Genomic DNA, 16,661 nt, shown 5'->3' on the forward strand with positions numbered 1-16,661 from the left:
TTAAAGGGGTTGAGTGGGTTAATTTCTAATATATAACAGGAAAACACCCAAAAAGTACCTTCTATTATCATAATTTACGTTGTAGCTTGTGATTAATATTATTCACACTTAAATACTTAAGAGTGTTCTCTCCGAGATAAAGTTAGGCTAATGTCTTCTGTGGGAATGGGAAAGACCTTTCAAAATATATAGCGAAATTTTAAAACTATTAATTTTTTAAAATAAAAGTCTAAGGGCTGTAGCTGACACACAGCCTAATTTTTTAGGAATGGGTTATCTTAATAAGTAGTCTATTTTGCCACAACACAGCGGCCATAGAGGCCTTAAATTACATTTGTAGTCCTTGAGACAAATTAGAGTTTAATAAGAAATAATTTATGGGTAAAAGAAGATTAACTTCAAGTAATGGCAATTATTTTGTGATAACCGTCAGAAAAATATACTCGTATGGTATAGCAAAGGATACTTAATCCAATTGTAGTGGTTTACTGGTGTTATTGTCGTAGCTTACCAATCACCAGAAACAAAAAAACATCAATCATAATAATTGATGTTTTCGAGAATTTACTACAAATAAATTAAATTAAGATTGTTTCTTCAATCGACGTGATGCTAAACCAATCATTCCTAATGCAAAAATAGCAAGTGTTGATGGTTCTGGTACTTTAGCCCTAACAGCTTGAGCGCTAACAGCTTGTTCGCTAATGCTTTCATCCCAAAGCTTAACCTCAGAAATCAAACCGTCATAATAAAGCCCGTTTCGCTTACCGTTAAAAGAGCTAGCTTCCGACCCGTCACCAATAAAACCAAACCTTGTTCTAAAGGTTCCTAATGCACCATTATAACTAGTTGAGGAATCAGCAGCTCCATCAATATATATAGTTTTACCCGTTGCAGCACCATATGTAACAGCTACATGATGCCAATTCCCATCATTAAGGCCAGTCTTCAAACTAAACATATCATGAATTATGCCTGTACTAGTTGAAAATGCAATTCCCCCTCTACCAGTGACGACCATATTAAAAAAGTCTGAACGGTCAAAATCAAGTAACGACCAATTGTTACCTGTTGCCGTTGTTTTAAACCAAGCAGAGGCACTAAACTCGGACAAACTACCTACGCCGCTAAAAGATTGATTAAGCGCGACATAACTGCTGTTGTTAAAATTAGCGCTTTGAAGGTTGCTATTACTTGGGGAGTCTACTAAAAAATTGCTACCAAACCCAGCCCCTGCATGCCCATTCCCTGTGCTATCAGAATAGTCTCCATTAAGATTCCAAGAACTAATCAAGCTAGCATTTGCTGGTAACACAGCCATACTCAAACTAGAGAGTAAAATTATACCGATATTCGATTTTTTCATTTTATTTTGCACGATGCATTCCATTAAATTCATGATGTATTTAAATAACTAAGTTTCGTGAAGTAATACGCCCAGAGTGAAAAAAAGTTGCAGGTAAAGGTAAAAATAATTAAATTTTATAAAATTTAATTGATGGGTCTTGTCATTTAACAGTGAGCGTCTGGGTGAATGCATCTAACAAATAATACTGAGTTTAAGTAAGTTACTTCAAAACAATTTGGAGATACTTATGAGAATGATACGTAGCCAAGAGCAATGGCAAACCATTTTTATACATCAATCATCAATCCCAGCTTCTTGCATTCCATAGCTCATGTCACCGCCACCACAGAAGGAATCTTCAGCCTTCATAAAAAAACTCTTATTTAAATAAGCCTTTATTTCAAAAACCATCGCATTAAATACCACTTTATTATTAAACAATAATACCGAATATAAACCTATATACTATTACTTAAAAATATATATCTAAAGCTTTTTGCCCCCCCCCATAACTGACGTATTTTTTATTTCCTAATTGTGCCTGTTTAAGTACTTAGGCCAGCCAAATAGACAGTTATTGTGGAGTTCTTTAACCTAAACAAAAAGTTAGACTTATGTTGGAATAAAAAATCCATCTAGCTATGTGCCCCGAAGCGCGATAGAATTTAATACCTAAAATCATATTAATCTAATGTCCGCTTTGGTATTTTCTAATCAAATTAGAATTTTTGACTTTATAGATTCCTGATGAGATTTAGAACATTTCTATTATCTAACGCGGGGCTGACTTTCATCGGTTAAAATGTCGCTAGATAAGCCAAGGTTAAGGTCTTCTTTCGTATCAAAGTGAACATAAAACAGGGTTATTTTGACCAGTGAATTAGGTCAGGTTTGTGGCTACTGCCCTTAGAGTTATATTTTAGAAGTTAGCTATTTCAAAGTTTAATTAAATTTTTTGAAAGGTATTTGCGGCTCTTAAACGTAATAATTCAAGTTTCCGATTTTATTTAACGGTTTCCAACTTTATTTAGAACCCACATTTGACGCTTTGCATAACATGGTGATGACAACAGTAACAGTCAAAGCGAAGTTACACGCCCCCTGCTAAAACCTTAAAGAGCCTGAAATAATCTGAAATAACCATTAATGTTGTCAAAAAGGGTCTGTTTATATTATAAATGTAGTCAGCCCATGTACTCGTTTAAATAGTGGTACAAATACGAAACCTTTCAGCGCGCTTTAACCTTAGCCCTGTCTTGTTTCAGATAATTGTTTCGATTAAGTGCTTATTAAGTAAGTACAAAGTGTAAGGTTCACAACAATGAATACAAAGCTACAGTGTGTCGCTATTTCGGACACTCACGGTATGTACAGCAATCTAGAAATCCCGGATGGTGATGTTCTCATTCATGCTGGAGATATTACTAGGCACGGAAAGTTATCAGAACTTAAGAATTTCAATGAGTGGTTAGGTGAGCAACCTCATCAACACAAAATCATTATCGCGGGTAATCACGACTGGTGTTTTGAGCGTCAAAAAGAAGCCAGCTTAAACATCCTAACCAATGCGGTGTATCTAGAAGATCAATCGATAACAATAGCGGGGCACAAGTTTTACGGCTCGCCATGGCAACCAAGGTTTCAAAACTGGGCTTTTAACTTAACGCGCGGCAAAGAAATACAAAAAAAATGGGATCTGATCAGTAATGATGTTGATGTACTCATTACCCACGGACCTGCGTTTGGCCTGTTAGATAAAATTGATAGCGGTGAAAACACTGGTTGTGAGAATCTATTAACTAAGATTGAAGAAATAAAACCCAAAGTTCATATCTGCGGACATATTCATGAAGGATATGGAGAAGTCATCTGCAAAGGGATTAAGTTTATCAATGCCAGCGTCACTGACGAACGCTACAAACCGACGAATGCCCCCATTGTATTTACAGTCGATTAATTTATCTAAGCCGGCTTAGCGAGTTACAGAAGTCGTGGTGACGTACTTTATTTAATAGTAAAAATAAAAACACCACGTCAAGCGTGGTGTTTTATTAATCCGATTAATATTATGCTTAAGACTTACTTAAACACCTTATCTACCGCAATCACTTCGACATTTTTCGCCGGCAGCGTTAACTTGTAGCTTTCAATAACTTTATCGGTAGCTAAAAGCTCTGCAGGTTTTTCACTGTTATATTTCAACGGTGATACTTGTTCAGACAACAAACGTTGCTGCATATCTTTACCATCGTTCGAAATGAAAACATAGTGAATATCATCTGTTTGTAAGTTTTCTTTAATAACACGGTTCACATCGTCTAACGTTAGTTTTGCAAACTCGCCACGTACGTACTTAACAAACTCTTCTGTTTGATAAAACTCACTATCCAAGGCATAACCTAATTGCTGATCTTGGCTAGCAACTAATTGCGGAGCATAGTTAGTTAAGTAATTACGTGTTGCTTGAAAGTCTTTTTCACTCATGCCATTTTCAATCAAGTTGTCCAATTCAAATAAAGCGGCACGTGTAGCAAAATGCGCGTCATTATTTGAACGTAAAGGACGTAACCAAACTTGGAAAATTTGGCTTGAACGGCCTAAGTTTGAATCCGGCTTAGTTTGGTACATACCACGTGGGAAATATTCAATATAAGAATAATCACCATAGTTCATACCGCGCGCTTGACGAATTTGCTGATACAAGTAGCTGTTAGAACTACGATGCTCACCAAAGTACGAGCGAACTAACCAAAGCGCTGCCCAGTCTTTGTCACTGCGAATAGTATCGATTGGGAAACCAAAAGAAACGGCAGTTGATTGCGCATTCTTTTCAACAATTGTTGCATGATGACCTTTTAGCACAGGCGCCTTAGCAATAGTTAAACGCTTTTCATCCCCAACAGGCAATGCCGTTAAGTCAGTCATTAACTGTGCTTTTAAATCACTAGGCATAGCGCCAGTGATACCCAAGTGTAATTTAGCTTGTGTTAGTTGTGCGCTATAGAACGCTTTAACATCTTCAAGGGTGATTGCGGCTAAGTCAGATAAATCACCACTGTTAAAGTTTTCATAAACATGGCCCTGATAAAGTTCGCTATAAAGCACTTCTTTACCTAACTCTTCATCATTAGAAGATTTAAGGCCAGACTTAATACCATCGATTAACTCTTTTTTCAGACGCTTAAAGTCATCTTCACGCCAGCCCGGATTCAATAATTGATCACTGATCAATTGATACCACTGTGTCGCATTGTCTTTGTGAACACGACCAGTAAATGACATCATTTCTTTATCTAACTGAGACGAAAAGCTTCCGGCAATCGGATATAAACCTTTCTTAATGTCTTGATAGCTACGCGTTTGTGAACCACCTTGGGTTAACATGCGCGCGGTCAATGCTGCCACGCCCTTTTTACCTACAGGGTCTGCTGCTGCACCCGTATAAAACAGGAAGTTAACATCAATCAACGGCGAGTCATTGGTATTATCCAATACTGAAAACTGTGGAGTGCTAGGTTGAGAGTTTTTCAATTCAATCGCTGCTACCGCGCCATTTAAGTCAACTTCTTGGTCAAAGCCAGCCACTTTATCTAATGCTGATAACGTCACCGTGGTACGGTTTTCATCAATAAAATATTGATTGGCGATACGTTTGATGTCATCGGCCGAAATATTGTCAAAACTATTATAAAGATGGTTAATCGTTTCAGGATCGCGATCAAAGTGCATATAACTGGCAAGTGTTGCCGCAATAGACTCTGAAGAATCTAAGCTATTCACAAAGCTATATTTTAGATTAGATTTTAAGTTATCAAGCTTTTCTGTTGAAACGAGTTCAGTACGCACTTGCGCATAAGTGCGATTTACCGCATCACGTACAGTGGCTAAATCTTTTTCATCATTCACTTTAATAAATACGTGACGTAAACCCGCATCTTTTGTTTCTGGGTTGTAGTTAAACATTTGGCTTGCCAACTGCTTATCTACCACTAACTCTTGATATAAGGCTGAGTTATTTGAAAAGTACAATTCAGAAATCAAATCTAAAGCGGCACGATCCTTTTTCTTCGGTTGCCAATCAGCGCCTTTATAAGAAACTAATAACCAATGCCCCGGTAAGCCATCAAATTTTTCATGAACATATTTGGCTGCTTCTTGCTTTGGCTCTTGAGCGATATCATTAACAAAATCACCTTTTTTCCAATTGCCCCAATGCTTTTCTACCATCGCCATGGTGGCTTGTGGATCAACATCACCCACAATCACTAAAGAAACATATTCTGGTTTATAAAACTGATTAAAGAATTTTTCACCGTAAGCAATTTGATTAGGCATTGCTTCAACATCTTCAAAAAAGCCCATTGTGGTATGTTTATAGGTATGGGTATCGAATGCTTCTTTACGTACTGCCGCTAATAACTTACGCGTTGGACTCGCGTTGTTTTTTAAGTATTCTCCTTTTACCGTTAATGCTTCCGTTTTAAATTGAGCATCAGTGTAAGTAAGGTTTTTAAAGTGATCCGCTTGGATCTCTAATACTTTATCCAAGTGATCTTTAGAAAAGTCTAAATGATAGTTGGTGTAATCGTTGGTCGTGTACGCGCCGTTATCAACACCGGCATTTTTAAATAAATCAGAGTAAACATCTTGCGGAAATTTATCAGATCCCTTAAACATCATGTGTTCAAAGAAATGCGCAAAGCCGGTTTTACCTGCTTCGTCTTCATCACGAGAGCCTACCGATACCGGGATTTGCACTGAAACAAGATCTGGATAATCTGTTTTTACCACCAGTACACGTAAACCATTAGATAATTCTTTAAATAAGTACTTTTGGCTAAAGACTTTATTGGCACTATTTTCAGTTGCTTGTACTGACGCACTCTTACCAGTATCAGAGTCAGAACTGGTTGCCATACAGGCGGATAACGCTAAACTTGCGGCTATGACGACTGCCAAATATTTCTTTTTCATAGTAGATCCCTATATTATTTATCGCTATATCTTATGCAAATATGACAAGTTTTTCATTAGTTTTTCGATTATATCTAAAACAATCTTGTAACAAATTGATTACATAATAGTAACAGAGGGAGTTAAGCGAAATTTTTCAGAAGATCATTATTAAAAAGTTGCACTGTATAGAATTTAAATCGTGGTTATCCAGACGACCGTTGTCCAGTAAGTGTTGAGGTACATGCAATTGAATAACATTATGCTAGCTGAGCTGACTCAGTGATTTACAGCAAGCAGCCTAATAAGCCGAAGAGGATTATTAGACTGCAAGAAAATTTATATAAACGTTAACGCAACTGTTTTAGTTGATTTGCCAGACTTAGCAGGTCAATACCTTTACTAATTTCGAACTGCATAAAGGCTAAAATGCTGTGCATCACAATAAGAATACGTTGATAAGCTTGTGGCTTTTGTTTTAGTTCTTCTTTAGCCGCATCAAAACCGTGTGAATCATATGTCATCAAAAGTTCGATAGCATGTTCTTCAGGAGTACGCTCTCTGGTTTTAGGTTGGTAACCTAGTTCAGCCACTACTTTTTCGGCAAGCGTCCAGACAGACCAAGGGTTTTGACCCGTGATTAATTTTCCATCTTGTGTGACTTTCTCTAAATAGGTTGTACCCGATTGAAATTGAGCGCCTTGTTCAATCAATTTATCTTCAAGTAAAAAAGGAAAAATTTGTTTCGCGTCTGGAATTAAAAAAAGTTCTTCATTGTTGGTAAAGCCACTGACTTTCTTATTTGAAAGCAGCATTTCACCATTGTCTAATACAACGTTTACCAGAGCTGAAGGGCCATGACAGACAGCACTGACTACTTTGTTGTTTTGATACAGTGTTTTGGCAATATTTTGCACATAAGGGTTATCAGGAAAATCAAACATAGTGCCTTTTCCGCCAACAAAATATACCGCCTCATAATCGTTCGGGTTTACCTCTGCCAGTGCAATAGAGTTTGCCACTTTTTGTTGAATAGTATCGTCATTTAAAAAAGCATAATCATAGGCGCCCATGTCCTCTCCATCAATTACTACCGGCGGTTTACCTCCCTTTGGGCTAGCAATATCAACACTGAAACCATTAGCAGTAAACACCCAGTAAGCACGGGCTAGTTCAGTATGTTCATAGCCGGTATCTTGATCTTCCCCCATTTTATCAACGCTAGTAACCACGGCTAATATTTTACCTCTGTATGCTGGAATATCGTGGGTAACGTAGGGTAAGTCACTTACTTGTGTTTGTTTTATCGCAACAAAGTGGGCTTTTTCGGGTAATAAACTTTTAACCCAAGCTTTAGCACCAAATAATGAACCTGCTATCAGGACAATTAAGGTAACTGAGGTAATGGCTATTTTCTTAAGCATGTGTTTTGCTCCTTTAATTTCAATAGAGCTAGCTTAACGACAAGTAAGTGAAATAAATGTGAAATGATGTAGTTTACAGAAAAATCCAGCGGTCAACTTAGGACCTCATTACCTGCTAACTCACAATAACATTGAGTGTTTTAGTTATTGTAAGTTAGTAGTAATTTTTTTGCCTAAAAACGCCTTCAGCAAACTAAACCTATTATCCAATAAACCATTTGGCAATACTACTGATCAGCTTTGGCAAAGCGCCCAAGGGTTCAACAATCAGACTATCCATTGCTATTTTTTCTGGCTCATCTACTTGCTGTAGCTTTTCATTCAAAGTAGTTAAATCACTTGGCGTTAACAACAAAGAAGACTCATTGGGTTGGTATAACGTACCAACCTCATAATATTCACCCGCCTTATTAGTCATTTCAATATGCGATCCTAATATTGCGCTTACGCTATGATTATTAGTAAATTCAACTAAACGGGCGATACTATTTTTGTAGTCTTGCCACGTTTTAACATAGATATAACCCGGATAGAATGTATCTCCAGTTAGCAGCCACTTAGTTTGTGGGTCATACACTGAAATAGCTTCTTCTTGGTGACCAGGGGTTGGAATAATAGTTATACTGCGTCCACCAAGCTCAATATTAGTTTGCTGATCAGGCCATTTTTCAAAATCAAAAAACTCGTTTACTCCAGTGTTATTTGCTGCAACTACGGTAACATTGGCTTGACCGACAAATTGAGAATCAGCACTATAATGATCACTGTGACTATGTGAGTGAATAACTACTATCTCACGCTCTTTGGTTTTTCCGTTGTCGGAATGCTTTTGATTCAGAGATTGTACTGTTTGATACAGTGGAAATTCTTCAGCGCTTTCGGTTGCCCCAGTATCAACAACAAGTATCTTCTCCTTTCCAATTAAGACATAAATAAAAGGTGCTTCATAACTCAGACACTTATTTTGACGTAGTACATAACTTGATTCATCGTATTGAAAGACTTCTATTGCGGGGTCTTGGTTGTTTTTACAATCTTGTGAACCATGAATCCATTGCTTTTGCTGAAGTGCGGCAATCATGTTTGTTGTCGATTCATTAATGGAGCGCTTATCTTCTTCAGCTGTTGCCCCATTACTGAACATAATGATGAGTATGGTAATGACTAACGTGTGTTTCATATAAATTCCTTGCATAAAATGGCGAAATTGAACTTATGTTCAATAGAAATAATTTAAGTCGTTACTATTTCATTGGAAGTTCTATGCCAATCATATAAATTTATTTTTATACTTTATTATCAGTACGTTAATTAATTTCACCTTGACTAATAATTATTTTATGTTCGGTTTTATATTAAGAATGTTCGAATCTATTTAGTTCTGATAGATTCTGATTAGAATGACTATTTAGATTTACAAAGCAACATTATCACCGCCCTATTCCCTAATCATTTTCTATTTATCCTTTTCACTATGAAGCAACATCTAATGAAGTAATAGAGCAAAAGCTCACTTTTTGAACATTAATGTGCAATATTCGAGACTAATTGCTTAGTCATACGTGGCCTTTGCTGTTAGCTACGTATGCTGCGTTGAGATAAAATATGGTCAACTTAAATGATATAACGCTTTTTTAGTAAGTGAGCAAAAGGAATGATAATGGGCAATACGTCAAAAGCCTCACATGAGCAAAAAGGTGATTCTCAACAAAATGAGAATGGGCTAAATGGGGATGAATTTAGTTACCAGCAAAAACATAAGCCGACTTCAGAATTTAATAGCCGAGACGAGTATTTAGAACACGAATTGCAAATAATGGCGCCCAAACGCTGGCGACCAAATTTACCTTTTCGAGATTACCGCTTTGAGATAGAAGATACTATCCCAGCCATGGCAGCGACTATTGGTAAAGTGGTTATGGTGGGCGCAATAGCAGCAACCTTTGCCGGCTCCCTAGGGCTTGATCAAGGCTTTATATTAGAAAACGTCCGCTATGAATTACTTATTGTTTCAATCTTTATCATTCTTTTTTCAGGATTTTTATTACCCACAGCTAACCTAGCAGGTACTCATGGCCCGTTAATTCCACTTATTCCTATTGTGGTGGCCGCAGGCGGACATCCTATGGCGCTTGGACTACTCATTGGTGCCTTGGGTTTGATTTTAGCCATTAGTAAAGGCGGAAGTATGCTGGCAAACCTGACCAGCAAAGGCGTTTGCGGTGGCTTATTACTATACCTTGGCTTTGTCGGTACCATTTCACAAGTGAATAAACTGTTCGCTTGGGCGGATGGAATAGGCATGGCACACATTGCCTTTATCGTTATATTTTGTACGATAATATTGTATGCATTACTTGAACACTGGGGTAAACGTTGGTTAGCCGTCCCTTTGAGTTGCTTGCTAGGCGGAACACTTGCCTTTGCTATGGGCGCGCCGTTTGAATTTCAAACGGGTCCGGGCCTACCTAACATGAATCCAATGTATTGGTGGGGCGAAAATACTGGCTGGATGCTTGGTTTACCGACATTAGAAAGTTTTGTCGTGGTACTACCTTTCGCTATTTTAGCGGTAGCAATGTGGTCGCCTGATTTTTTAGGTCATCAAGTATTTCAAAAAATCAACTACCCTGAACGCACTGAAAAAGTACACATGAACATTGACGATACCATGACAAGTGCCTCTATTCGCCAAACCTTTGGCTCCCTGTTAGGAGGGGCAAACTTTACCTCGTCTTGGGGCACTTATATAGTACCAGCAGCTATCGCAAAGCGACCTATTCCTGCAGGCGCGCTACTCACTGCGTTGTTTTGTATCATAGCTGCCTTATGGGGCTATCCTATGGATTTGGCAATATGGCAACCCGTGCTTTGTGTGGCATTAATAGTGGGTGTATTTATCCCGTTGCTTGAAGCCGGAATGGAAATGACCCGTGAGGGTAAAACAACTCAGTCAGCGGCTATTGTGGTATTTTCTTCAGCATTGGTTAACCCAGCGTTTGGTTGGGCGTTAACTATGTTGCTCGATAACCTTGGTTTGGTTGGCTGTAAAGAACGTAGCTCAGGCTTAAGTAAGATGAGTCGTTGGGTTATCCCAAGTATTATGTTTGTTGTGTTAACAGCAGTAATGGCATCGGTAGGAATGTTACCTGGTATTCCTGCACTGATCCCAAGTTTGGGATAATAACTAAGATCAAGGGCGCTAGATGCGCCCTTCTTTACTGTTGTCTAAGTAGTAAGGAGATCACACACAATGATTTTAAACGCCGTGTTATTTGTCGATATAAAATTAATTTGAGCGCGAATTCAAGTAATGAAAGTTTGATTTAAATAAAATAAATTCAAGTGACATAACTAAAAAAGGCGAGCCATTTCTGGCTCGCCTTTAAAATTATTTTACGGTGAATTAACCAACTGATCTAAGTTCACATCTCACTTAAATCGTTAACTAACTTAATTGCAGATCCCAATTATTAATGAGGGTAAGCGACAATCCAATCAGAGCTATCATCACCTTGTCTATCAAATTTATATTTAACAGAAGTAAAACCACAGCTTTTTACTAGGCCATTAAAATCAAAAGGTTGTTTTATCCCTGCTTTTGATTCCATGAATGCAGCATCGCTTGGTATAGTAATTTTCTCATGTTCGGCTGAGATTACAAAAGCGGCTTCAGCCAATATTAGATCATTATTATGACGCTTGATAACCTCAGCATTGCCTAAACTGTTGCCATCTAAATCTTTAAACTCAAATTCTTGTGGATGATTAATTTCAATAACATCACCGTCATTAAGTTGATATGTAATTAACATGTTTACCATTGTTTATTTCTCCCAGTTTAATTTGTTTTGGTATCTTAGAAGGGGTTAGGGGTTCTACCAACCATAACCTAGTAAGCCAATCTGATGAATATATTACGTTAAAATAACAAACTATTATTGATATGAACACACCTAAAGTCAGATACTTATGTTAATAAAGAGTTAGTCATCATATTGATATTAGAATAATTATTAACAATGGCTGTGCTAGTTAATTGCTCTGGTGATTAATTCATAGGCTTGGAGTTAGCTTTATTGCTTGACGTCGCGGTGGCGACCACACCCAAGGGGCGACGTACCGCCGCAGCTGCTACCGGGAATATTGGTTATTCATCAACTGTACGCTTTGTTTGCGTACTCTCAGATGGGGACGTTTTTTCAGTCTTTTTCAACCACTGTGACATAATCTCGTTTACTCGCCCACTTTGTTCTAAATCAGCTAACGCTTTTCTAATTTTGTTAACAAGCTTAATATCCGTATGCTTTCCTATCGCTATGTATAAACCTTGACTCGTATTTGGAACCTCTACTACCCGCTCAATCATATCAGGGTCATAGCCCAAACCTTTTACTCTCCATGCGTTATTGAGTTCACCACCAAGTATGTAATCTACACGGCCTTTAAACAGCATATGAATAACCTGTTCACGGCTTCCTACAGGATAAATATTGGCTTGGTAGCCTAAACCTTCAACGTAACTTTTATAAGATTTACTTTTATGATCACCCTGCATCACTGAGATAAAAGCATTCTTTAAACCTCTTTTTTTATTCTCTGCAGATTTGCTTTTTAATTGCCATAAAAAATACCTTTGTCTATTGGTATGAACGGGCACTTTATATAACCAATGAAATATGTCTTCTCGAAAAGCGTTTCTATTAAGTCCTGTTAAGATGATATTTGGTCTACTTTCGCTATCATGTAAAGCTCTAGACCAGTTAATTTCTTGATAATGTATATCAACATCACTTTCTTTTAAGGCTTCATTTAAAATATCTATTGTTGAGCCTGTAATATTATTATTATTAATAAAGACATACGGCGGTATTCGCTCAACATAGGCTAACACTCTATCGCTAGCTTTCCCGTACAATGGCATTAACGCTACAGAATAAAATAAAAACAGAAAAAAAATAGACTTCATAGGACCTTTATTTGGCTATCACAACTTAACAACAATTCAATAATTCAATAATTCAATAATTCAATAATTCAATAATTCAATAATATCAAAATAAAAGTGTACTGACTAAAGCATTGAACTTTTTACTAGTGAATCTGCCTTCATCTACATAAATCTAATTACTTTTCTATGATCGAACTAATAACCAAGCTAATAAAACATGTTCAGACTATAAAGTACTGACAATAAAAAGCGAGCCGAAGCTCGCTTTTTATTGTTCTATATCAACTAGTTAATTAGTCAATGTAGCTTTCGATTGGAGGACATGAACAAATTAAGTTTCTGTCTCCGAATACATCATCAATACGGTTAACAGTTGGCCAGAATTTGTTAGCCGTTACTGCTACTACCGGGAATACTGCTTCTTGAATCGAGTAAGGACGATCCCATGGTTCTGTAATATCCGCTAGTGTATGTGGTGCATTGTGTAGTGGGTTGTTATCTGCTGCCCACTCACCTGATTCAACTTTACGTACTTCATCACGAATACAAACCATTGCTTCGATGAAACGGTCAAGCTCAACTTTAGATTCTGATTCCGTTGGCTCAATCATGAACGTGCCCGCTACTGGGAACGACATAGTTGGAGAATGGAAACCGTAATCCATTAAGCGTTTAGCCATATCAACTTCAGTAACACCTGAAGATGCTTTAAGTGGACGTAAATCAACAATACACTCGTGAGCAACACGGCCGTTTTTACCTGAATATAAAATCGGGTAATGTTCGCTTAATTTTTTAGATACGTAGTTAGCGTTAGTAATTGCGTATTTAGTCGCGTCAGTAACACCTTTCTTACCTAACAAAGCAATGTAAAGGTAAGTGATAGGTAAAATACTAGCACTACCGAAAGGAGCTGATGAAACCGCGCCATTACCTTTAGTTGCTTCATCTACGTTAATTAACGCATGATCAGGCAAGAATGGTGCTAAGTGAGACTTAACGCCGATAGGTCCCATACCTGGGCCGCCGCCGCCATGTGGAATAGCGAATGTTTTGTGCAAGTTAAGGTGAGAAACATCAGCACCGATGAAACCTGGTGAAGTTAAACCTACTTGTGCGTTCATGTTCGCGCCATCAAGGTAAACTTGACCGCCATTGTCATGAATGATGTTACAAATTTCTGCAATCGTTGTTTCATATACACCGTGAGTAGACGGGTAAGTGATCATGATACATGCAAGGTTGTCTGCTAACTCTTCAGCTTTCGCTTTTAAGTCGGCCATGTCAACGTTACCTTCTTTATCACAAGCAACGATAACAATTTTCATATCAACCATCATTGCTGATGCTGGGTTTGTACCGTGAGCAGATGCAGGAATTAAACAAATGTTACGATGCGAGTCACCACGGCTTTCGTGATACTTGCTGATAGCGATTAAGCCAGCGTATTCACCTTGAGCACCTGAGTTAGGTTGCATTGACATTTTGTCGTAGCCCGTTAACTCTACTAACCATTTGGCTAGCTCATCAATCATCGCTTTGTAACCTTGTGCTTGGTTAACTGGTGCAAATGGATGCATGTTAGCAAATTCAGGCCATGATACTGGGATCATTTGTGCAGTTGCGTTTAACTTCATCGTACAAGAACCTAAAGAAATCATTGAGTGGTTCAATGCTAAATCTTTGTTTTCAAGTCTTTTGATATAACGAAGCATTTCTGTTTCGCTGTGGTACGAGTTAAATACTGGGTGAGTTAAGATTGCTGACTCACGTACTAATGACGCTGGAATTGATGAGTGACCTGAAGCAACGATTTGGTCATCAAGGTCGCTCACGTTTAGACCGTGACCTTCACCTAATAAGATATCAAAAAGTTGTGCTACGTTTTCACGTGTTGTGGTTTCATCTAATGCGATTGAGATTTGACCGTCAACGTCTGTGCGGAAGTTAGCGTTAGCAGCTAATGCACGAGCAACGATTTCGTCTTTGTTATCAACGTTAAACGTTAATGTGTCGAAGTAGTTAGCATGAACAGCTGTTAAGCCTTTAGTTGCTGTACCTAAACATAAAATGTCAGCTAAACGGTGAATACGGTTAGCAATAGTTTTTAAACCTTGAGGACCGTGGTAAACCGCGTAGAACGCTGCCATGTTGGCTAGTAATACTTGCGCTGTACAAACGTTTGAGTTGGCTTTTTCACGACGTATATGTTGCTCACGTGTTTGCATAGCCATACGTAGTGCGTTTTTACCGCGTGTGTCTTTTGAAACACCGATAATACGACCAGGCAATGAACGTTTGTATTTATCTAATGTTGTGAAGAATGCAGCGTGTGGACCACCGTAACCCATTGGAACACCAAAGCGTTGGCTTGAACCAATTACAGCATCTGCGCCTAATTCACCAGGAGACTTCAATAATACTAAGCTCATGATGTCAGCAGCTACTGCAACAATACCTTTATTGTCATGAATTTTAGCAATCAATTCACTTACATCTGTTACTTGACCTGAGGCGCCAGGGTATTGGATAAGTGCGCCGAAAATGTCGTGTTCTGCAGCATCTGCAGCTGGAGCAACAACAATGTCAAAACCAAACATTTCTGCACGTTGCTTAACAACGTCAATCGTTTGTGGGTAAACATCATCTGAGATAAAGAATAAGTTTGATTTTTTGTTTTTAGAAACACGTTTGGCTAATGCCATTGCTTCTGCTGCTGCTGTACCTTCATCTAATAATGAAGCTGAAGCTAGCTCTAGACCAGTAAGGTCTATACACATTTGTTGGTAGTTTAATAATGACTCTAAACGACCTTGAGCAATTTCTGGCTGGTACGGCGTATACGCTGTATACCAACCTGGATTTTCTAGTACGTTACGTAAAATAACGTTCGGTGTTAAGGTACCGAAGTAACCTAAACCGATATAAGTGTCATTCACTTTATTTAAGCTAGCTACGGCTTTTAAATCTGCCAATGCTTGTACTTCAGTTTTACTTTCTTCAACATTTGGAAGATCGGCAAGACGAATATCGCTTGGTACGATTTCATCAATTAACGCATCAACAGATTCTACACCAAGGTCATTTAACATGGCTTGGGTTTCTGATTCACTAGGGCCAATGTGGCGACGGATAAAATCTTGAGTTTGCTCTAACTCAGCTAATGAGTTAACAATTGTTTTTGAAGTCATAAAAGTTTCACTTAAATAAATTGTACTAATCTAGAATAAAAGAAAGCCTCAAACCTAATGAGTAAGAGGCTTAATATTAAGAACTAATTTTTTTAGCTTAGCTAATCAATGTTTCGGCTGTGTCGCCTAAACTTGATAAGGGAAGCTAAAATTTTTCGTAAACAGTCGGCTTTTAGGCAAGGCGCTAAAATTATGAGTCTATTGAGCTTAGTACACTCTCCCCTAATAAAAGGGATTTAGACGATTAATAAAAGCAACGCAGCATAAACGCTGAATGTGACCGAAAATTAATCTTCGTCGATAGAGTTCTTATAACCTTCGGCATCAAGTAAGTTTTCTAACTCACTTACATCGTCAAGTTTAACTTGAAATAACCAACCTTCACCAAAAGCGTCAGAGTTAAGTAACTCAGGAGCGTCTTCAAGTGCTTCGTTGATTGCAACAACAGTACCTGAAACTGGTGCGTAAATGTCTGAAGCTGCTTTTACTGATTCTGCAACAGCAACATCATCACCAGCGCTGATTGAATCATCAACGTCAGGTAATTCAACAAATACCATATCACCTAAAAGGCCTTGGGCATGTTCACTGATACCAACTGTAGCGATACCGTCGCTGTCAACGCGAACCCATTCGTGTGAAGTTGCATATTTTAATTCTGAAGGAATGTTGCTCATTTTTATTTTTCCTGTTTAAAATTTTAATTTTTTTTGAAATAAAGTAACCACGTTTTCACGTTAAGTTACTCAGTAGAATAATTATTTAGATTAGCTACTCTATAATATAGAACATCT

General features: G+C 37.9%; 11 protein-coding genes. 2 read left to right on the forward strand and 9 right to left on the reverse strand.

What is annotated here, in order from left to right:
- Positions 1-583: 583 nt before the first annotated feature.
- Both CXF79_RS23550 and CXF79_RS23310 read right to left on the reverse strand, forming a co-directional pair.
- On the reverse strand, positions 584-1,378 hold the full coding sequence (locus CXF79_RS23550; protein ID WP_157825818.1) for a LamG-like jellyroll fold domain-containing protein: 795 nt from the start codon (positions 1,376-1,378) through the stop codon (positions 584-586).
- Positions 1,379-1,642: 264 nt separating this feature from the next.
- A complete protein-coding gene (locus CXF79_RS23310; protein WP_157825819.1) occupies positions 1,643-1,789 on the reverse strand; it encodes a hypothetical protein in 147 nt (48 codons plus the stop codon).
- Positions 1,790-2,669: 880 nt separating this feature from the next.
- Here CXF79_RS23310 and CXF79_RS00065 point away from each other — a divergent pair.
- Positions 2,670-3,305, forward strand: coding sequence for a metallophosphatase domain-containing protein (locus CXF79_RS00065; protein WP_101153463.1), 636 nt, complete (start codon positions 2,670-2,672; stop codon positions 3,303-3,305).
- A gap of 122 nt (positions 3,306-3,427) precedes the next feature.
- Here the strand turns inward: CXF79_RS00065 and CXF79_RS00070 are convergent, their stop codons facing one another.
- The 3 genes from CXF79_RS00070 to CXF79_RS00080 all read right to left on the reverse strand — a co-directional run bounded on the left by CXF79_RS00070 (position 3,428) and on the right by CXF79_RS00080 (position 8,905).
- Positions 3,428-6,322 carry a M16 family metallopeptidase gene (locus CXF79_RS00070; protein WP_101153464.1) on the reverse strand — a complete coding sequence of 965 codons (2,895 nt, stop codon included), beginning with the start codon at positions 6,320-6,322 and terminating at the stop codon, positions 3,428-3,430.
- Positions 6,323-6,651: 329 nt separating this feature from the next.
- Positions 6,652-7,725: a type 1 glutamine amidotransferase domain-containing protein gene (locus CXF79_RS00075; protein WP_101153465.1), complete on the reverse strand. Its 1,074-nt coding sequence runs from the start codon at positions 7,723-7,725 to the stop codon at positions 6,652-6,654.
- Positions 7,726-7,927: 202 nt separating this feature from the next.
- Positions 7,928-8,905 carry an MBL fold metallo-hydrolase gene (locus CXF79_RS00080; protein WP_101153466.1) on the reverse strand — a complete coding sequence of 326 codons (978 nt, stop codon included), beginning with the start codon at positions 8,903-8,905 and terminating at the stop codon, positions 7,928-7,930.
- Between the two features lie 480 nt (positions 8,906-9,385).
- Here CXF79_RS00080 and CXF79_RS00085 point away from each other — a divergent pair, with 480 nt between their 5' ends.
- Entirely contained in the window at positions 9,386-10,909 is a 1,524-nt protein-coding gene (locus CXF79_RS00085) for a DUF3360 family protein (RefSeq protein ID WP_011042120.1), read from the forward strand.
- A 289-nt stretch (positions 10,910-11,198) separates the two neighbouring features.
- Here CXF79_RS00085 and CXF79_RS00090 read toward each other — a convergent pair whose 3' ends face one another.
- The 4 genes from CXF79_RS00090 to gcvH form a co-directional block, all read right to left on the reverse strand.
- Positions 11,199-11,549 carry a hypothetical protein gene (locus CXF79_RS00090; RefSeq protein WP_101153467.1) on the reverse strand — a complete coding sequence of 117 codons (351 nt, stop codon included), beginning with the start codon at positions 11,547-11,549 and terminating at the stop codon, positions 11,199-11,201.
- Between the two features lie 326 nt (positions 11,550-11,875).
- Complete coding sequence (locus tag CXF79_RS00095) at positions 11,876-12,694, reverse strand: substrate-binding periplasmic protein (RefSeq protein ID WP_101153468.1); 819 nt, start codon at positions 12,692-12,694, stop codon at positions 11,876-11,878.
- 275 nt (positions 12,695-12,969) lie between these two features.
- On the reverse strand, positions 12,970-15,867 hold the full coding sequence (gene gcvP / locus CXF79_RS00100; protein WP_101153469.1) for an aminomethyl-transferring glycine dehydrogenase: 2,898 nt from the start codon (positions 15,865-15,867) through the stop codon (positions 12,970-12,972).
- A 287-nt stretch (positions 15,868-16,154) separates the two neighbouring features.
- The gene (gene gcvH / locus CXF79_RS00105) at positions 16,155-16,544 is read right to left on the reverse strand and encodes a glycine cleavage system protein GcvH (protein ID WP_011042112.1); all 390 of its coding nucleotides are present in this window, start codon (positions 16,542-16,544) and stop codon (positions 16,155-16,157) included.
- Positions 16,545-16,661: the final 117 nt, after the last annotated feature.

The sequence above is a fragment of the Colwellia sp. Bg11-28 genome (assembly GCF_002836245.1).
GTDB classification, from domain to species: domain Bacteria; phylum Pseudomonadota; class Gammaproteobacteria; order Enterobacterales; family Alteromonadaceae; genus Colwellia; species Colwellia psychrerythraea_A.